We start from the raw sequence: 17,857 nt of genomic DNA on the forward strand, positions 1-17,857 counted from the left end.
ATAGTTCGTCCCGATGCGAAGCAGCAGAATTCCACGGGTTTGTCTGTTCCCCTTTGTATTCTCCCAACCGATAGCGGAAGAAGAAGTAGATTTTCCTAAGCAATCGGCTTTCGGTTCGGAAAGCAAGCCAGTATGGTTGGTTTTCGGTATACGCGCTGCTCAGGGCGGGGACATTTTCCCGTAAGTCATGCCTATTAGATGGTTGCGCGCGATTGAAAAAACAATTGCCGCCCTGTCGAGCCGAAAATCCAGTTCCGAAGGTTGGGGGGACCGCTATATCCGACGACGGCTGACTGGGCTCTGACAATCAGCCTTCTTTCATTTTGCATCTCGCGGCTTTGTCTGGAACGTCTGGTCTAAGTTCAACTGTAGGGCGGGCCGCTCTGCGCTATCGTGGAATCCTTCGGGCGGTCGTCTAGGCCGGTGCTGACCTTCGACATCGTCACTCGCGGTTTGCCGTCTGCGGCGCGGGGATGCGCGTCTTCGCATCGGACCGACCAGTCTCTGGTTCGGCGTCGGCGACGCCGTCACCGGCCTCGCGGCTGTTGCCCATGTTCACGGGCGGGGCGCGCTGTTCGTCGACGTTGATCTCTGGAAGCTCGTCGTCCTGCGTGTCTTCGTTCAGCGACTTTGGAGGAAGCTTGGCGGAACTGGGGATTGAGTTCGTCGTCATGTTGGTTCTCCTTCTGGAGAAGGAACTCGCAGACGCCGACGCGGTTCCACCCGCCGCCGTCGTGATCCTGCCATCCTTTTTCGCGATCAACACCCGCCACGCCGAGGCGTGATTCTGCATGAAATGAGGAGTTTGATATGCTGAAGACCACATTGGTCGCGACGACAACGTTGCTTGCCCTTACCCAGTTCGCCAGTGCTTCCAGCGACAGCGCATGGAACGCACTGTTCGCGAAGGCGAACGGGACCTGCATCGGTCAGTCGCGAATGGTGTCACCGGAAGCGACCGCGCCGGTGGTCTTCGACGATGCGACTGGCAAGGTAGCAGTTCTTCTCCGCGAGAAGAGCTCGAAGTCGAAGAAGCTAGTGAACCTCATCTGTCTGTACGACAAGAAGTCGGGCAAGGCGTCCATTGCCGAGTATCAGTGGCTCGGACAGTAGGAACCGGCGGCCAGGGCGATGTCAAAGCGGCGGTCGAACGCTCAGGTGATCTGTCGAGTATAGCGGGGGGCCCGGCTCACCTACCGTGCTGTTCTGTTTAACGATTGCGGAGACTATCATGGGCGGCAATATTCGCGCATGCGTTTCCACCTTACGATCGGCAAACGAGGCCGATTCACGATGGTTATGGTTGCGAAGAAAATCAAAGGCGTTCGATTTCAATCACGCGAATGACGATCTCCTCCTGACGGAACCGCGCCTCCAGTTTCGTGCGGTAGGACGACCACCAGGCGCGGTCGAGCTCGGGGGTCATTAACTCGGCGACAACGATGCGATCCCGCTCGATTTCGCCGTCGTCGCACCACAGTCCTTCGGCGGGTGAGTTGACGTGAAGGGTGACTCCGCCGAACTTCGCCGTGAGTTCGTCGCGGACAAGGTCGACGTTCGGCCGGCTCCCACGAGGGTGTGAAACTGGAAGGAGGATTTCGACGAGATACGGCATCCTGGTTAACCGGCGTCGCGACGGGAAAGTTCCTCGGTGCCAGCGCCGTCGGCGACCATCCTGAATGTGTGGATCGAGCGCCGCCATCGTCGCATAGGCGGTAGAATGACGGTGGACGACATTAACTCAGATGCTGTCTGATCAGATTGATCAAGGCGTCAGCCGGTCCAACCTCAATGACTTGGTGCCTGGTTCTCTCTCGCCGCAGCGTCTAGCTTTTTTAGTAAGTCGCCGAAAACATCTTCGCAGTCGGCGGGCAATGAGAATTCTGGCAGCCCACGCAAACGTGGTCCCAAGCGCTTCAAGGTATCGCGCTGGATGATTCCTGCTGTAGTTGTTTCAGACGTTTCAGACATGATGGCACAACGAGGGCGCCAGTGTTAGGTTCCGCAATATTTGTATTACTATTTGATGACTCGCGGGGGCAGGCCCTCTCCATGCAAGTTTTCACCGCCAGTTCCCGGTAATTCCCAGATATTCCCGGTTAGTGCCATGTGAACTTGCGGGTTACGCGAAGAGCCTAGCCGAAGACTTATGGCGCGTGTATTGCGTTTACCCCGTTCGCCTGGTTCTCCGGGAAAACCACCATCATATGAGAAAATTGTGCATCCCATTGTGGGAATGCTTCCTTGCTTTAGGGTGCCAGAAAGCGATATATCCGACGATACGGGAAATATAAGAGACTCGCGATGTTGCAGCCGGTTATCAACGAGACCATTGCCGAAAGCAGCTACAGGCGCATTCGGGCCGACATCATTTTTGGGCGGCTGGCTCCCGGGCAAAAGTTGAAGCTGGAAAGCCTGAAGGAGTCCTACGAGACCAGCATCAGCACACTTCGCGAAGTCTTGAACCGGCTCTCCTCCGAGGGGCTCGTCGTCGCCGAGGGGCAAAAAGGTTTCGAAGTGTCTCCGGTGTCGGTTTCAGACCTCAAGGAGACGGCGGCGCTGAGGCTTCTCTTGGAAACACATGCGCTGGAGCAGTCGTTCGCGCATGGCGACGTGGAGTGGGAAGCTCCGCTGGTATCGGCGCATTACAAATTGGCGCGGATGGAACATGTGATGGCAACCGGCGACACCAGCAGGGCTGAGGACTGGAAGCGCTACGACTGGGAGTTCCACCAAGCCCTGATATCTGCCTGCGGGTCGAAACTGCTGATGGAGACGCATTCGGTGATCTTCGACAGATATCTCAGATATCAGATGGTGGCCTTGTCCTATCGAGGCGATGTCGCAGCCAATGAACATCAGCAGCTTTTGGATGCGGCATTGCGACGGGACGCGGAGACGGCCAAGCGGGTGCTTGCCCTGCATATTCAAGGCGGGGTCGAGCATGCGCTGGCGAGAGGGACGCTGAGATAGAAATGGTCCGGACGTTCCTCTTCGAGCTTTAGGTCCACCACGTAAATTGCATTTCGGCGAAACCAGGAAAAGCCATGCTCAAGCAAGTCCACGACCCGGCTGAAACAGTAAGCGATGTCGTCTTCCGGCAGATCCGCGAGGATATCATATCGGGGACTTTGCCGCCGGGGGCCAAGATCAAGCTGGAGCAGGCCAAGGAGCGTTACTCCATCGGCATTTCATCGCTGCGCGAAATCCTGAGCCGTCTGACCACGGAAAACCTCGTCGTTGCCGAGGGGCAGCGCGGTTTTGAAGTCAGCCCTGCTTCGCGCCGCGAACTTCTGGAGCTCGCCGACCTCAGGATTGTTCTGGAAACACATGCGATCGGCCTTGCCTTCGCTGCGGGAAATCTTGAATGGGAGGGGCGCATCGTCGCCGCCCATCACCGGCTGGCTGCCGCGGAACGCAAGCTCCTTGCCGGCGACGTCTCGCGGACGGTCGACTGGGTTCGATACGACTGGGAGTTCCATCAGGCGATCGTCTCGGCCTGCAATTCAGCGACGCTGATGGCGACATTGTCTTCCGTCTTCGACCGCTTTCTCCGCTACCATATGCTGGCCGAAAGTTTTCGCGGAAAGCCCGTCGTCGATGACCATAAGCTTTTGTTTGAACTTTCCATTCGGCGCGACGTCGCTGGCGCGACCGACGTCGTCAGGCGGCACGTTCAAAGCGGCGTGGACCATGTGCTCAAGAGCGGCCGGATTACTTAGAGAAATTCCAGCAAAAAGTGCGACGCGGTTTTCCGTCCGGAAGCGCAAAAGAAAAGGTTAGCGCGCGGCTCTGCGCTTTCATGAAAAGCTGAGCCGCCAGTAAACCATGGCTCAAAAGGCCTCTTTCGGAATTCCTTCCGGACGCATCTGTTTCTTCAGGGCGGCGATCCGGAAAATCGCGTTCGGGGCGCCGTAGCCGCGGTAGCCGCGGCGCTCGACGATCTCGAAGAAGAAACCCTCGCCATAGGTTCCGCTATAGAGCTGGAAATATTCGCCATGCTCGTCACGGTCATAAAGGATGTTCTCCGCCTTCAACCGCTCGGTCAGGGCCGGATCGAGGCCGAAGCGTGCTTCGACGTCGTCGTAGTAGTTCGGCGAAATGTGCAGCGATCTGAAACCGCAAACACGAAGGCTTTCTGCGGTTGCAAAGATGTCGTCGGTCAGAAACGCCAGGTGCTGGATGCCGGCCCCGAATTTTTCGGCCATAAAATGTCCCGCCAGAGTGCGGCGATTCTCGGCGCCGTTCATGGTAATGCGCAGCGCCCCGGTGTCGTTCTCGACGACTTGGCTGCGCACCACTCCGGCCGGATCGATGATATCGACCATTGGGGTCTTCCGCGTCTCGAAAATCGACGTGTAGAATAGAAGCCAGGTGAGCATTTCATCGTAACCGACCGTCTGGGCGACGTGATCAATGCGCAACAGCCCTGCAGACGGCGCGTCGGTATCGTCCGTGACCGGCTGAAAGTCGATTTCGGAGAAGCGACCCAATGCGCTCTTGTCGTCGATGAGATAGACGATCCCGCCCCCGACACCCCGAATGGCAGGCAGCTCGAGTTCACCGTCTGCGACAGGCTGGGTGAATGGCTCGGCATCCAAGGCGAGCGCGCGCTCATAGGCCTTTGCGGCATCGTCGACGACCAGGGCCATGGCATAGGCAAAAGTGCCGTGAACGGCGTAAGCGGCGTTCGCGAATCCTGCCTCATCGACATTGACAAGGATACGGATCTCGCCCTGCTCGAAAAGAGAGACTTTCTTCGTGCGGTGGATTGCCGTCCTTTTGAAACCGAGGGTGCGCAGCAATGCAACCAGCTCGACCTCGTCTTCCTCGTCCGTGGCAAACTCGACGAAACCGACGCCCTTGACGGAGGGCCTTTCCGGCATCGCCGCTCCGGTCATGCTGCCGATGCCGAGATGGCGTCGGACCTGATCGCCAAGATAGATCAGCGAGCGGTGGCCATCGGCGGCAATCGCCCGCGACAGACCGCCTCGAAACTGGTCGTTGAAGATCTCTAGGGAGAAATAGCCATCATAACCTGTTGCCGCGACGGCTTCGGTAAACGCCGTGACGGGAAGATCGCCTTCCCCTGGCATGTTTCGGAAGTGGCGGCTCCAATAGAGCAGGTCCATGTCGATCAGCGGGGCATCGGCAAGCTGGACGATGAAGATTTTCTCTTTGGGAATTGAGCGGATCGAATTGACGTCGATCTTGCGCGACAAAGTGTGGAAGCTGTCGAGGATAAGACCGATATTCGGATGATCGGCGCGACGGACGATCTCCCAGGCGTCGCGGTGGTCGCTGATATGGCGGCCCCAGGCAAGCGCCTCGTAGCCCACCCTCAGTCCCCGCCGGGCGGCACGCTCGCCGAGTTCGTGAAAGTCCGCCGCCGCCCGGTCGATGCCGCCGATGGCTGCCGGCGAGACGTTGGAGCAGACCAGCACCAGATCCGTTCCGAGCTGCTGCATCACGTCGAACTTCCGTTCCGCACGATCAAACGTTCGGCTTCGCAGCGGCTCCGGCATGCCCTCGAAATCACGAAACGGCTGAAACAGGGTGATCTCCAGGCCATGATCGCGGACGAGTTTTCCGACATCAGCCGGGCTTCCGTCGAAGGCGAGGAAATCATTTTCGAAGATCTCGACGCCGTCGAAGCCCGCTCGGGCGATCGCCTCGAGCTTCTCGGGAAGTTCGCCGCTGATCGTTACAGTCGCAATCGAGGTCCTCATGTCAAAGCCCTTCCGATATCGGTGCGAGATAAAACGAGCGCCGAACACGATGATGCGTTCCAGAAAACCGCTCGCTACTATTATGGCAAATGTCGTGAGGAATTCAAATAGCGTGTCTTATTATAAATTCTCATATGATTTTGAAAAACTCTGTTGATTTGCACGTCCGTCTCTGGCAATCATTCCTCTCACAGTCAAAAGGTGAGGTTGGCTGTCCGGTCCATGGACCGTTCCAAGGAGGAGAAATTACATGTTCAAGTCTATGCTAACGCGTCGAAACGCGATGCTCGGAGCCGCCGCCCTCGTGGCAGCCGTCACCCTGGCGCAGCCGGCCGCCGCCGTCACGCCCGATGAAATCAAGGCTCGTGGCAAGATCATCGTCGGAATTCAGGGCGACAATCCGCCTTGGGGCTTTGTGACCAGCGGCGGCAAGCAGGACGGCCTCGACGCCGACATCGCAACGCTGTTTGCCAAGGAACTTGGCGTTTCCGTTGAGTTCGTGCCGCTTGAGGTCAACAACCGCATTCCGGCACTGACAGCCGGCCGAGTCGACGTTCTGTTCGCAACGATGGCGATGCTGCCGGATCGCGCAAAAGCCGTGCAGTTCAGCAAGCCCTATGTTGCCAATGCCATCGTCCTGATCGGTCCGAAAAAGGCTGAGATCAAAACGAATGCCGACATGGCCAAGTTCACGGTCGGCGTCGCCAAGGGAGCTGCTCAGGACACGCAGGTCACCAAGAACGCGCCGCCGAGCACCACGATCCGCCGCTATGACGGAGACGCCGCAAGCGTCCAGGCCCTGGTGTCCGGCCAGGTCGAAACGCTCGGCGGCAACATCTTCTACATGGACCGGCTGGAGAAGGCCCGTCCCGGCGAATTCGAAAACAAGCTTGAATTCCAGAAGCTCTACAACGGTGCTTGCACGCGTCTCGGCGAAAAGGAAATCAATGCGGCGCTCAATACGTTCATCGACAAGATCAAGGCCAACGGCGAGCTCAAGGCCGTCTACGACAAGTGGATGAAGGTTCCGGTACCGACATTCCCGGAAACGCTGGAAGGCATTCCGTTCGCGGCGAAGTGAAAGCTCATAGATCGAGCGTTTAGTCGAGGAGGCGGGCATCCCTGGTGATGCCCGCCAACGCTACCATCATGTTTCGAGACCGGCTTCGGCCCGCGTCCGGGAGCGCGATCATGAACAAGCCAATTTTTGTGCTCAATGGACCCAATCTCAATCTTCTCGGTCAGCGCGAGCCGGCAATCTACGGGACCACGACGCTGGCCGATATCAACAAACGATGCGTCGCCAAGGCAAAGTCTTTGGGGTTCGACGTCGAGTTTCGGCAGACCAATTTCGAGGGCGAACTGGTCGAGAGCGTGCACCAGGCCCGGACCGATGCTTGTGGCATCATCATCAATCCTGCCGGTTATACCTTCACATCGATCGCTCTTCTCGATGCCTTGAAAATGTTCGATCCGCCGAAGATCGAACTGCACATCTCCAATGTCCATGCGCGCGAGAGCATCTACCACAATTCGCTGATCTCGCGCGTTGCCACGGCCATCATGATCGGCTTTGGGGCCGATGGCTACGAACTGGCTATCCAGGCGATGGCTGGAATGGTCAAGCGGGACTGAATTTTCAGGAAGACGGACCGGAAGGATCGCCATGAATTATAAGTTGGATTTCACCCCGGTCATAGATGGCCTGCCGAACCTTCTGCTCGGCTGCCTCGGGACGTTCCTGCTTGCCATTTGTGGGATGCTGCTGGCGATCGTCATCGGAATTGGCGGCGTTGCGCTGCGCGACTCTGCTCTGAAGCCAGCACGATGGTTGGTCATCGCCTTCGTCGAATTGATCCGCAACACGCCGTTTCTGGTGCAGATCTTCTTCATCTACTTCGCGCTTCCGCTGACGGGCATCAGACTGGATCCGACGCCGACGGCGATTATCGCGCTTGGCATCAACGGCGGCGCCTACGCAATCGAGATCATTCGCGGCGGCGTTCAGTCGATCCCGAAGGGTCAGATGGAAGCGGGTCTCGCCCTTGGTCTGCACAAGGCTCAGGTTTTCCGGCTGATCATTCTCAAGCCGGCATTGCGGGCAATCTATCCGTCTCTGACCAGCCAGTTCGTCCTGTTGACGCTCACCACCAGTATCGCCTCGGCGATCTCGGCCTACGAGCTGACGTCCGTTTCGCAGCGCATCGAATCGGAGAGCTTCCGCAGCTTCGAGGTCTACTTCACCGTCACGGTTTTCTATTTCGTGATCTCCTGGCTGATGATGCGCATCTTCGCGCTGTTTTCGGCGCGCTACTTCAAATATCCGGTCAAGTAGGAGGAATTCCATGGGTCAAGAAGAATTCGTCTTCCTCCTGATCGGCCTGAAATGGACCGTGCTCCTGTCGGCCGTCGGCTTTGTCTGCGGCGGCATCGCGGGGCTCGGCGTCGCCCTTGCGCGCGCCTCGGGCATACCGCTGCTGGAACGTCTGACGGCCGGCTATATCGCCGTCTTCCAGGGAACCCCCCTGCTGATGCAGCTTTTCGTCGTCTATTACGGCCTGGCGCTGGTGGGGCTGATGCTCGATTCCTGGGTGGCCGTTGCGATCGGCCTGACGCTGCACGCCAGCGCCTATCTCGGCGAAATCTGGCGCGGATCGATCGAAGCGGTTCCGCGCCACCAGACGGAAGCGGCAAAGGCTCTCAGCCTCAGATACATCTCGCGCATGAAGGATGTCATCCTGCCGCAGGCGCTGCGCATTTCACTGCCAGCCACGATCGGCTTCCTGGTGCAATTGATCAAGGGCACCTCGCTTGCGTCGATCGTCGGCTTCACCGAGCTGACGCGGGCCGGCAACATCATCTCCAACCAGATCTTCCAACCGCTGACGGTCTTCGGCGTCGTCGGCATTCTCTATTTCCTGATGTGCTGCCCACTGACGATTCTTGGTGCTCGCCTCGAACGAAGGTTCGCCGCCTCCGCGCGCTGATCCGCATCCCTCGTCTTCGATGCGGTCCAGCCCGCCAATATGGAGTTCTACCGATGACCAGTCCCAGTCCCGCTCAAGGCGCGGAAACCATGATCACCATGGAGCGGGTGGAGAAGTGGTATGGCGCTTTTCAAGCCCTGCGCGACATCAACATATCGGTTCGCAGCGGCGAGAGGATCGTCTTGTGCGGGCCTTCCGGCAGCGGCAAGTCGACGCTCATTCGCTGCATCAACCATCTCGAGACCTACGAGAAGGGTGAAATCCGCGTCGGCGGAATTCTTCTCGGCAATCAGGCCAAGACCATCGACGCGATCCGTCGTGAGGTCGGCATGGTCTTCCAGCAGTTCAATCTGTTTCCGCATCTGACCGTGCTGCAGAACTGCATTTTGGCGCCGATGAAGGCAGCCGGCATCAGTAGGGCGGAGGCCGAGGAACGGGCACGCGGGCTGCTCGAGCGGGTCAAGATCCTGGAGCAGGCCGACAAATATCCGGTGCAGCTTTCGGGCGGCCAGCAGCAGCGCGTCGCCATCGCCCGCGCGCTTTGCATGCGGCCGAAAGTGATGCTGTTCGACGAGCCGACCTCGGCGCTTGACCCGGAGATGGTCAAGGAGGTGCTGGATACGATGATCGGGCTGGCCGATGAGGGCATGACGATGATCTGCGTCACCCACGAGATGGGCTTTGCCCGCCAGGTCGCCGATCGGGTGATCTTCATGGCCAGCGGCGCGATCGTCGAGGAAGCCCCGCCTGCCGAGTTCTTCACAAACCCACAGCATGAGCGAACCAGGAAATTCCTTGGAGAAATCCTGCGGAAATAAGGGGCTCAAGGTCGATGCGTCTGACAAATATACCTCTGGCAGGTTCCAGGAGCCGGCAATGAAGCCACTGGAGATTGCAGTCATGGGAGCCGGCCTGATCGGCAGGCGCCACGTCGAGCGTGTCATGTCCGAGCCCGGAACCGTTCTCTCGGCGGTGATCGATCCTTCCGCCGCCGGTCGCGACTTTGCCGAGACTGTCGGCGCGCGATGGTACCAAAGCTTCTCGGATATCCGCGTCGAGGACAGGCCTGACGGCGTGATCGTCGCAACGCCGAACCAGCTCCACGTCGAGAACGGAATGGAGATCGTCGCCGCCGGCGTCCCTGTCCTGATCGAGAAACCGATCGCCGATGACGTCGATGCTGCCGCAGGACTGGTTGCCGCCGGCGAGAAGGCGGGCATACCGCTGCTGGTTGGCCATCACAGGCGCCACAATCCGATGATCCAGGCGGTCAAGCAGATCGTCGACGGCGGAAGGCTTGGCCGGATCATCACGGCGCACGGCACGTTCTGGGTCGCCAAGCCCGACGACTATTTCGACATCCCCTGGCGGCGGGAAGCGGGCGCCGGCCCGGTCTTCGTCAACCTGATCCACGATGTCGATCTCTTCCGATATCTCTTCGGCGAGGTCGAAGTCGTCCATGCGATGGAATCGCGCGCCGTACGGAACCATGCGGTCGAGGATACGGCCGTCGTCACGCTGCGTTTCGCAAACGGAGTGCTTGCCACCCTTAACGGTAGTGATGCCGTGGCCGCGCCCTGGAGCTGGGAGACGACCACCGGCGAAAACCCCGCTTTTCCCCATTACGATCAATTCTGCTACCAGATTGGCGGCACCAAGGGTTCTCTCGGAATTCCAGATCTGACGCTGTGGACAAGCCTTTCGAGGCCCGATTGGCTGGAGCCGCTTGCCGAGGAGCGCGTGCCCTACGCAGCAGCCGATCCCCTTTGCGTTCAGCTCAGACATTTTCGCGACGTCATTCGTGGCGACGCCACGCCTCTGGTAAGTGGCCGCGAAGGCCTTGCCACGCTCAGGGTCGTCGAGGCGATCAAGAGATCGGCGCGCTTAGGGCAGATGATCCACCTCGCGGACGCCAGCGCCTCTTCCGATCCCCAGAAAGTCTGACCACATGATCACCGGGACGACCAAACTCATCGCGCACCTCGGCTATCCGACGGAGTCCTTCAAGGCCCCGCTGATCTACAATCCGTACTTCGAGAAGAACGGAATTGATGCCGTCGTCGTGCCGATGGGCTGCAGGCCGGCGGACTATCCGGTATTTTTGAAACTTCTGTTCCGGTTATCCAATATCCACGGTGCTCTGATCACCATGCCGCACAAGATTTCGACGATGGCGCTGCTCGACGAAACGTCGACCAACGCGAAAGTCGCCGGCTCGTGCAATGCAGTGCGTCTCGGTTCGGACGGCAGGCTGATCGGTGACATGTTCGATGGCGAGGGCTTCGTTCGCGGCGTATTCCGCAAAGGCAAAAAGGTTGAAGGAGCGCGCGCGCTCATCGCCGGTGCCGGCGGGGTCGGCTCGGCGATCGCGGCATCCTTGGCACAGGCCGGCGTGGAGCATCTGGCGATCTTCGACGCCAATGAGGCGACCGCGACCGCGCTGCTGGACAGGTTGAAGAAATATTATCCGCAGCTTGAGGTGACGGTCGGCTCCGCCGATCCTGAAGGCTTCGACATTGTCGTCAACGCGACACCTCTCGGCATGCGACGGGGTGACCCGCTCCCAATCGATATCGACCGTATCTCGCCCTCGACCTTCGTCGGCGAAGTCGTGATGACCAAGGAGATAACCCCTTTTCTCGAGGCCGTGCGGGCGCGCGGCTGTGCATTTCAGGTTGGGACGGACATGTTGTTCGAACAGATCCCCGCCTATCTCGAATTCTTCGAATTCCCGACGACGACGGCCGACAATCTGCGGGCAATCGCCAAACTCGGATGATGCGAATTCAGCACGATGCCAGGTGTGAGCGGTTTTCGGACGCTATCCTGTTCTAGAGCGAGACGGTGATGCCGCCATCGACGGTCAGCATGTGGCCGTTGACGAAGGAGGAGGCATCCGAGGCGAGGAAGACGGCCGCGCCGACAAGCTCCTTAACCTCGCCCCAGCGGCCAGCCGGCGTGCGGGTTTCCAGCCAGCCAGAAAACTTGGGATCGTCGACAAGCGCCTGGTTGAGCGGCGTGCGGAAATAGCCGGGCGCGATCGCATTGACCTGGAGGCCGTGTTTCGCCCAATCGGTCGCCATGCCGCGCGTCAGGTTCTTCACCGCGCCCTTGGTCGCGGTATAGGGCGCGATGCCGGGACGGGCGAGTTCGGCCTGGACGGAGGCGATGTTGATGATCTTGCCGCGGCCGCGCGATATCATCGCCTGGGCGACCGGCTGACTGACATAGAACAGGCTGGAGACGTTGGTCTTGAAGATCTCGTCCCATTTGTCGACCGGGAAGTTCTCCAGCGGTGCGCGAAACTGCATGCCGGCATTGTTGACGAGGATGTCGATCGGGCCGATCTCCGCCTCGATATAGGCGATGGCGGTGCGGCTGGCCTCCGCATCGGTGACGTCGAAGGCGGCGCTGACGGCATGGCGATGGCTACGACGGATATCTTCGGCGGCGGCCTCCGCCTTCTGCGCGTTGCGGCCGTTGATGATGATCGAGGCGCCATGCTCGGCAAGCCCGACCGCCAATGCGCGGCCGATGCCCTGGCTGGAGCCGGTGACGAGGGCGCGGCGGCCGGAGAGGTCGAAGAGGGGGAAGGTCAAGAGGCTGCTCTCATCTTAGGAGGTCAACTTGAAGAACATAGCACCGGGTGCTACTTCCAAGCATGGAGGAACGGCTTTCAAAACCGGCTGGTTCACCAAGGCGGCTCGCAAAGCGCGGGTATCGGATTCCGAATTGTTGAAAGCTATCAGGCAGGTTGCGGAAGGCAAGGCCGATGATCTGGGCGGCGTCTGGAGATCGAACATGGCAAAAAGGATGAAGTACAAGAGCGATGCGTTCGAGGCGATTCACGCCTCCGCGGAGGCTATGCATAAAATAGGAACGATCGACAAGGAAACGATGCGCTCCTTCGACGAAAGTTGCCTCGTTTCGCCGGGCGAACTCGATCCTGAAGAGATCAAGGCACTGCGGGAAAGCAATCACGTCAGCCAGCCGGTTTTCGCCCGATATCTCAATACCAGCGAATCCACCGTGCAGAAGTGGGAAAGCGGAGCCAAAAGGCTAAGCGGGATGGCGTTGAAGCTGCTCTCGATCGTGCAGAAGCACGGGCTTCAGGTTCTGAGCTAGGCCGTTCCAAGCCTCTTGATATTTCCCGTCAGCTCCTTGGCCAGCCGCAGGCTGGCGGCGGTTGCCATCGTCATTTGCGGCAGCAACAGCCATTCGAGCGTCCAGGCGGCGCCGGAGCGTTCCTGTTCGTGCACAAGGGACTGGTGGATGCCCGATAAAAGAGTGGCGTTGAAGCGGGCGAGCGAGATAAGGACTTCGGCGGAAACGGGGTTCTGCTTGTGCGCCATCGCCGACGAAGTGCCGCCGCCCGAGATTTCGATCTCGTCGCCGGCCTGGGCGAGCAGCGCGATATCCTGGCCCATCTTGCCGAGACTGCCCGATATCGACGCGAACAGCCCGGCAATATCGACGATCGGCAGACGCCCGCTTTGCCATTGCGGTGCATCGGTGAGGCCGAGTTCCTGGGCGAGCGAGGCCCGGATGGCGGCAGCCTGCGATCCGAGCTTGTCCAGAGTGCCGGCCGCACCACCGAACTGAACGGGAAAACCCTGCTCGGTCAGGCGGTCGCGATAGGTCGTCAGCGGCTCCCGCCACGCGTTGAGGCGATCGGAGACGGTGATCGGGATCGCCGCCTGCATGCGGGTGTGACCCATCAGCTGGTTCCGGCCGAACTGGCCGTCCAGCGCATCGAGCCCCGCGGCAATGGTGGAAAGCCGGCCGGCAAACAGGAAGACGACGGCCTTCAGGCGGATCATCAGGCCGGTATCGATGACGTCCTGGCTGGTCGCGCCGAGATGCAGGCTTTTTGCCGCTTCCTCGCCGACGTCAGCGCGCAGCTGCTTGACGAGGTCGGGAACGACGACACCATCCCTTGTCGTTGCCGATCGAAGACCGGACATATCGGGCGAGAAGGCGGCACAGCTGTCAGTGATGCGTCTTGCCGCTTCGGCGGGAATGAGGCCATGAGCCGCTTCAGCCTTGGCGAGCGCGGCCTCGAAGGAGAGCATGGCCCGTATATCGGCCTCGGCGGAGAAATAGGGCGCGATTTCATCGTCGCCGAGCAGGCCGGAAAGGAAGGGGTGGTCGAAGGGCGATGCGGTCATGAGCGTCTCGGTTTGTGGTGGCGGCCCGTCATCCGGCTGCCGCCACCTTCTCCCCGCTGGGGAGACGGGCCTCGCGGCGGCGTCCGCGCTTTATGGGCAGGTGATCTCGTGGCACGTTCCCCGCCACGGGGCGAGGGTAGGGTGAGCGGGAGGCTACTTGCACGGAGCTCTGCGAACAAGCGACTTGCGCGGCCCGCCCTCAGATATCGAGAAACACCGTCTCCCTCGGACCCTGCAGATGGATGTCGAAATGACAGGTTGCGCCGTCGCGGGTGGCGATCATCGTTGCGACGCGCTCGCGATGTTCGATGCGCGAAAGCAGCGGGTCGGCGGCGTTGGCTTCCGTCTCTTCCGGAAAATACATGCGCGTGTGCAGGCCGATATTGATGCCGCGGGCGACGATCCAGAAGGTGATGTGCGGGGCTTGTCTGCGGCCGTCCTTGAACGGAACGCGGCCGGGCTTGACAGTCTCGAAGCTATAGACGCCGTCCTCAGCGCGGGTCGGGCAGCGGCCCCAGCCGGTGAAATTGGGATCGGCAGCACCGCGCATTTCCGACGGGCTGTTGTAGAGGCCGGCACTGTCGGCCTGCCAGATCTCGATGACCGCATCGCGCACCAGCGCGCCAGCACCATCGAAGATCCGGCCGGTGACGGTGATGCGTTCGCCGAGCGTCTTGTCGTTGACCATCGCGATGCCGAGATCGCTGTCGTAGACGCCGGATATGTCGCAGAAATTCGGCGTCAGGCCGATATGGACATAGGGGCCCGCCGTCTGCGACGGGGTTTCCTTGAGATAGCCGAGCTGCTGCATGGTCAGTTGCCCTCCGGTCTGTTTTCGAACATCGTCGAGCGGCGGCCGCGCAGCACGATATCGAATTTATAGGCGCGTGAATCCATCGGGATGGTGTTGCCCCAGTCGAGCGGCGCGATCAACTGCTCGATCGCTGCCTTGTCGGGGATCGTGCCGACGATCGGACATTTCCAGATCATCGGATCGCCTTCGAAATACATCTGGGTGATCAGGCGCTGGGCAAAGCCATGGCCGAAGATCGAGAAATGGATATGGGCGGGACGCCAATCGTTGATGCCGTTCGGCCAGGGATAGGCGCCGGGGCGGACGGTGCGGAAGTGATAACGGCCATCCTCGTCGGTGATGGCGCGGCCGCAGCCCCCGAAATTCGGGTCGATCGCCGCTAGATAGGTTTCCTTCTTGTGACGATAGCGGCCGCCGGCATTGGCCTGCCAGAACTCGACCAAGGCGCCTGCAACCGGCTTGGCGCGCTCGTCAAGCACGCGGCCATGGACGATGATGCGTTCGCCGATGGCACTTTCGCCGGGCTGCGCATAGTTCAGGATCAGGTCGTTGTCGAGTTCGCCGATCATCGAATGGCCGAAGACCGGGCCGGTGGTCTCGGAAATCGTGCCGTCGAGCGACAGCAGCGCGCGCTGCGGCGCACGTAGCACCGAGGTCTTGTAGCCAGGCGTCAGCGCCGGCGCATGCCAGGCGCGGTCGCGGGCGAAGAAGCCGCCGGTCTCGGGCTTGCGGTTCGGTCGTTCGGACATGTTCCTCCCTCAGGCCGCCTTTTCGGCGTCCATCTGTTCAAAAGCCTGCTTCGCGATCTTGATCGCGTGATTGGCGGCGGGAACGCCGGCGTAGATCGCCACATGCAGCAGCGCCTCGCAGATATCCTCGCGGGTCGCCCCGGTATTGGCGGTGGCGCGCACATGCATGGCGACCTCGTCGTCCTGGCCGAGAGCCGCGAGCAGAGCGATCGTGACGATCGAGCGCTCGCGCTTCGTCAGCGCCGGGCGCGACCAGACATGGCCCCAGGCGGCTTCGGTGATCAGCTCCTGGAAGGGACGGTCGAACTCCGTCGCAGTCGTGGCGGCGCGGTCGACATGGGCGTCGCCGAGCACGGCGCGGCGGGTCGCCATGCCCTGGCGATAGCGCTCGGAAGGGGACGCGATTTCATTCATGGGCTGGCTTCTCCAGGCGGAATGGATGTGAGGAAGGCGCGGATGATCGCCGTCAGTGCCTCCGGCTGCTCGACGCAGGGAATGTGCGCGCACTCGGGGATGACCTCGTAGCGGCTACCCGATATCAGCTTGGCGGTCGAAAGCACGAGATCGGGCGGCGTCGAGCCATCCTGGTCGCCGACGATGCAGATCGTCGGCACGGTGATCGTCTTCGTGACCTCGGTGAAGTCGGCATCGCGGATCGCGGCGCAGGCGGCGAGATAGCCTTCGACTGGCTGGCGCGTCAGCATGTTGCAATAGCCGGCATAGGCGGTACTCTCGGGCCGGCGGAAGGCGGGCGTGAACCAACGCTCCATGACCGCGTCGACGATGCTACCGATGCCGTTTTGCTCGACGGCGGCGATGCGGGCGTTCCAGCTCTCCGCCGTGCCGATCTTGTGGGCGGTGTCGCAGAGGATCAGCGCGCGGACCAGGTCCGGCCGGCGGTGATAGAGCGACTGGGCGATGAGACCACCGACGGAGAGGCCGCAGATGACGGCATCCTTGACCGACAGCAGATCGAGAAGTCCGGCGAGATCCGTCGCATGGTCCTCGATCGACGAGGGAAGCTGGCCGACATCGGAAAGGCCGTGGCCGCGCTTGTCGTAAAGCACGATGGCGAATTCACCGGCAAGCCGCACCACGACGTCGCGCCAGATGCGGAAATCCGTGCCCAGTGAATTGGCGAAGACGATGACCGGCCTGTCGGCGGGGGCGCCGATGATCTGATAATGGATCGTCACGTCGTTTATGCGAGCGAATTGCACGTCACTCTCCTCCTGTTGGTCAAATTGACTGGTTGATCCGGTTAAGTAAAATGATATTTATTGGCGTTTCGATAACCGTGGAGTTATGCGAGCGATGATCGACAGCCGGGTCAAGTTCCGCCATCTGCAAACCTTTGTCGAGGTGGCGCGGCAGAAGAGCGTCATGAAGGCCGCCGAATTGCTCCATGTCAGCCAGCCGGCGGTCACCAAGACGATCCGCGAACTGGAACAGGTGCTGGGTGTCGACGTTTTCGAGCGCGACGGCCGCGGCATCAAGATCACCCGCTACGGCGAGGTCTTCCTGCGCCACGCCGGCGCGGCACTGACGGCACTGCGTCAGGGTCTCGATTCCGTCTCGCAGGAGCAGTTTTCCGATGCGCCGCCGATCCGGATCGGCGCCCTGCCGACGGTGTCATCGCGCATCATGCCGCGGGCGATGGAACTCTTCCTCAAGGAAAAGACCTGGAGCCGGGTGAAGATCGTCACCGGCGAGAACGCCGTGCTGCTAGAGCAGCTTCGCGTCGGTGATCTCGACCTCGTCGTCGGACGTCTGGCCGGCGCCGAGAAGATGGCGGGCTTTTCCTTCGAACATCTTTATTCCGAGCAGGTGGTGTTTGCCGTGCGCGCCGGCCATCCGCTGCTCGACGGCCGGCAATCGCCGTTTGCCAGCTTCGGCGATTACACGGTGCTGATGCCGACGCGGGGTTCGATCATCCGGCCGGTGGTTGAAAATTTCCTCATCGCCAACGGGGTTTCCAGCCTGCCGAACCAGATCGAGACGGTGTCGGATTCCTTCGGCCGCGCGTTCCTCAGGGCAAGCGATGCGATCTGGATCATTTCCAACGGCGTCGTGGCCGGCGATGTCGCCGACGGGCGGCTGGCGCTTTTGCCGGTCGATACCGGCGAGACCAAGGGGCCGGTCGGCTTGACGATGCGCGCCGATGCGGTGCCGTCCCTGCCGCAATCGATCCTGACGCAGACGATCCGGGAGGCGGCAGGCGAGGTTGCCTGAAGCAGCGAAGGTCGGATCGATGGAGGATCAGAATAAGGATCTGGGCCGGCGCGCAACGGACGCGACGGCGAAATTCGTCGTGACGCTTTCGGTCTGGGTGAATAAAGCGCATGCTGCAAAACAATGCGTCCGAGCCGTCATCCGCTTTCAGGCCATGGCGTGCGATGAGGTCCGGCTC

Annotated in this window: 21 protein-coding genes; 12 read left to right on the forward strand and 9 right to left on the reverse strand. The window is 60.6% G+C overall.

Translation table 11 applies throughout. The features are described from left to right. Positions 1 to 442: 442 nt before the first annotated feature. On the reverse strand, positions 443 to 673 hold the full coding sequence (locus ACM5SV_RS05830; RefSeq protein WP_012763524.1) for a hypothetical protein: 231 nt from the start codon (positions 671 to 673) through the stop codon (positions 443 to 445). A 137-nt stretch (positions 674 to 810) separates the two neighbouring features. Here ACM5SV_RS05830 and ACM5SV_RS05835 point away from each other — a divergent pair, with 137 nt between their 5' ends. Then, a complete protein-coding gene (locus ACM5SV_RS05835; protein ID WP_017996800.1) occupies positions 811 to 1,113 on the forward strand; it encodes a hypothetical protein in 303 nt (100 codons plus the stop codon). A gap of 202 nt (positions 1,114 to 1,315) precedes the next feature. On the opposite strand, the gene ACM5SV_RS05840 is transcribed toward ACM5SV_RS05835, so the two are convergent. Then, complete coding sequence (locus ACM5SV_RS05840) at positions 1,316 to 1,615, reverse strand: hypothetical protein (protein WP_221973781.1); 300 nt, start codon at positions 1,613 to 1,615, stop codon at positions 1,316 to 1,318. A 689-nt stretch (positions 1,616 to 2,304) separates the two neighbouring features. On the opposite strand from ACM5SV_RS05840, the gene ACM5SV_RS05845 reads away from it, so the two are divergent. Continuing rightward, on the forward strand, positions 2,305 to 2,973 hold the full coding sequence (locus ACM5SV_RS05845) for a GntR family transcriptional regulator (RefSeq protein WP_419425124.1): 669 nt from the start codon (positions 2,305 to 2,307) through the stop codon (positions 2,971 to 2,973). 74 nt (positions 2,974 to 3,047) lie between these two features. Then, on the forward strand, positions 3,048 to 3,722 hold the full coding sequence (locus ACM5SV_RS05850; RefSeq protein ID WP_221961621.1) for a GntR family transcriptional regulator: 675 nt from the start codon (positions 3,048 to 3,050) through the stop codon (positions 3,720 to 3,722). Positions 3,723 to 3,833: 111 nt separating this feature from the next. On the opposite strand, the gene ACM5SV_RS05855 is transcribed toward ACM5SV_RS05850, so the two are convergent. Next, positions 3,834 to 5,729 carry a bifunctional sugar phosphate isomerase/epimerase/4-hydroxyphenylpyruvate dioxygenase family protein gene (locus ACM5SV_RS05855; RefSeq protein ID WP_419425125.1) on the reverse strand — a complete coding sequence of 632 codons (1,896 nt, stop codon included), beginning with the start codon at positions 5,727 to 5,729 and terminating at the stop codon, positions 3,834 to 3,836. Between the two features lie 250 nt (positions 5,730 to 5,979). On the opposite strand from ACM5SV_RS05855, the gene ACM5SV_RS05860 reads away from it, so the two are divergent. The 7 genes from ACM5SV_RS05860 (at position 5,980) to ACM5SV_RS05890 (ending at position 11,495) form a co-directional block, all read left to right on the forward strand. Beyond that, positions 5,980 to 6,810 (forward strand): transporter substrate-binding domain-containing protein, encoded by an 831-nt coding sequence (locus tag ACM5SV_RS05860; protein ID WP_221973784.1) that lies wholly within the window; start codon positions 5,980 to 5,982, stop codon positions 6,808 to 6,810. A 110-nt stretch (positions 6,811 to 6,920) separates the two neighbouring features. Beyond that, positions 6,921 to 7,364: a type II 3-dehydroquinate dehydratase gene (locus tag ACM5SV_RS05865; protein WP_017996793.1), complete on the forward strand. Its 444-nt coding sequence runs from the start codon at positions 6,921 to 6,923 to the stop codon at positions 7,362 to 7,364. A 31-nt stretch (positions 7,365 to 7,395) separates the two neighbouring features. Further along, positions 7,396 to 8,064 (forward strand): amino acid ABC transporter permease, encoded by a 669-nt coding sequence (locus ACM5SV_RS05870; RefSeq protein ID WP_003553649.1) that lies wholly within the window; start codon positions 7,396 to 7,398, stop codon positions 8,062 to 8,064. A gap of 10 nt (positions 8,065 to 8,074) precedes the next feature. Further along, on the forward strand, positions 8,075 to 8,716 hold the full coding sequence (locus ACM5SV_RS05875; protein WP_419425126.1) for an amino acid ABC transporter permease: 642 nt from the start codon (positions 8,075 to 8,077) through the stop codon (positions 8,714 to 8,716). 53 nt (positions 8,717 to 8,769) lie between these two features. Further along, entirely contained in the window at positions 8,770 to 9,534 is a 765-nt protein-coding gene (locus tag ACM5SV_RS05880) for an amino acid ABC transporter ATP-binding protein (RefSeq protein WP_419425127.1), read from the forward strand. A 58-nt stretch (positions 9,535 to 9,592) separates the two neighbouring features. Beyond that, entirely contained in the window at positions 9,593 to 10,660 is a 1,068-nt protein-coding gene (locus tag ACM5SV_RS05885; protein ID WP_419425128.1) for a Gfo/Idh/MocA family protein, read from the forward strand. Between the two features lie 4 nt (positions 10,661 to 10,664). Then, a complete protein-coding gene (locus ACM5SV_RS05890) occupies positions 10,665 to 11,495 on the forward strand; it encodes a shikimate dehydrogenase family protein (protein WP_419425129.1) in 831 nt (276 codons plus the stop codon). Positions 11,496 to 11,547: 52 nt separating this feature from the next. On the opposite strand, the gene ACM5SV_RS05895 is transcribed toward ACM5SV_RS05890, so the two are convergent. Continuing rightward, complete coding sequence (locus ACM5SV_RS05895) at positions 11,548 to 12,315, reverse strand: SDR family oxidoreductase (protein ID WP_113547892.1); 768 nt, start codon at positions 12,313 to 12,315, stop codon at positions 11,548 to 11,550. A 28-nt stretch (positions 12,316 to 12,343) separates the two neighbouring features. On the opposite strand from ACM5SV_RS05895, the gene ACM5SV_RS05900 reads away from it, so the two are divergent. Further along, positions 12,344 to 12,841 (forward strand): type II toxin-antitoxin system RelE/ParE family toxin, encoded by a 498-nt coding sequence (locus ACM5SV_RS05900; RefSeq protein ID WP_419425130.1) that lies wholly within the window; start codon positions 12,344 to 12,346, stop codon positions 12,839 to 12,841. On the opposite strand, the gene ACM5SV_RS05905 is transcribed toward ACM5SV_RS05900, so the two are convergent. The 5 genes from ACM5SV_RS05905 to pcaD form a co-directional block, all read right to left on the reverse strand. Next, positions 12,838 to 13,884 carry a 3-carboxy-cis,cis-muconate cycloisomerase gene (locus ACM5SV_RS05905; protein WP_419425131.1) on the reverse strand — a complete coding sequence of 349 codons (1,047 nt, stop codon included), beginning with the start codon at positions 13,882 to 13,884 and terminating at the stop codon, positions 12,838 to 12,840. The genes ACM5SV_RS05900 and ACM5SV_RS05905 overlap by 4 nt on opposite strands. Before the next feature lie 199 nt (positions 13,885 to 14,083). Further along, positions 14,084 to 14,695 carry a protocatechuate 3,4-dioxygenase subunit alpha gene (pcaG, locus tag ACM5SV_RS05910; protein WP_419425132.1) on the reverse strand — a complete coding sequence of 204 codons (612 nt, stop codon included), beginning with the start codon at positions 14,693 to 14,695 and terminating at the stop codon, positions 14,084 to 14,086. Positions 14,696 to 14,697: 2 nt separating this feature from the next. Next, positions 14,698 to 15,447, reverse strand: coding sequence for a protocatechuate 3,4-dioxygenase subunit beta (gene pcaH, locus ACM5SV_RS05915; RefSeq protein ID WP_012763508.1), 750 nt, complete (start codon positions 15,445 to 15,447; stop codon positions 14,698 to 14,700). A gap of 9 nt (positions 15,448 to 15,456) precedes the next feature. Then, positions 15,457 to 15,861: a 4-carboxymuconolactone decarboxylase gene (gene pcaC, locus ACM5SV_RS05920; RefSeq protein ID WP_003553668.1), complete on the reverse strand. Its 405-nt coding sequence runs from the start codon at positions 15,859 to 15,861 to the stop codon at positions 15,457 to 15,459. Then, a complete protein-coding gene (pcaD, locus tag ACM5SV_RS05925) occupies positions 15,858 to 16,667 on the reverse strand; it encodes a 3-oxoadipate enol-lactonase (protein ID WP_419425133.1) in 810 nt (269 codons plus the stop codon). Before pcaD ends, pcaC begins: the two co-directional genes overlap by 4 nt. A 94-nt stretch (positions 16,668 to 16,761) precedes the next feature. On the opposite strand from pcaD, the gene pcaQ reads away from it, so the two are divergent. Further along, a complete protein-coding gene (pcaQ, locus tag ACM5SV_RS05930) occupies positions 16,762 to 17,679 on the forward strand; it encodes a pca operon transcription factor PcaQ (RefSeq protein ID WP_128449966.1) in 918 nt (305 codons plus the stop codon). Positions 17,680 to 17,857 lie beyond the last annotated feature (178 nt).

Origin of the sequence: Rhizobium sp. CRRU65 (assembly GCF_048551595.1) — a bacterium.
Taxonomy (GTDB): Bacteria; Pseudomonadota; Alphaproteobacteria; order Rhizobiales; family Rhizobiaceae; genus Rhizobium; species Rhizobium leguminosarum_J.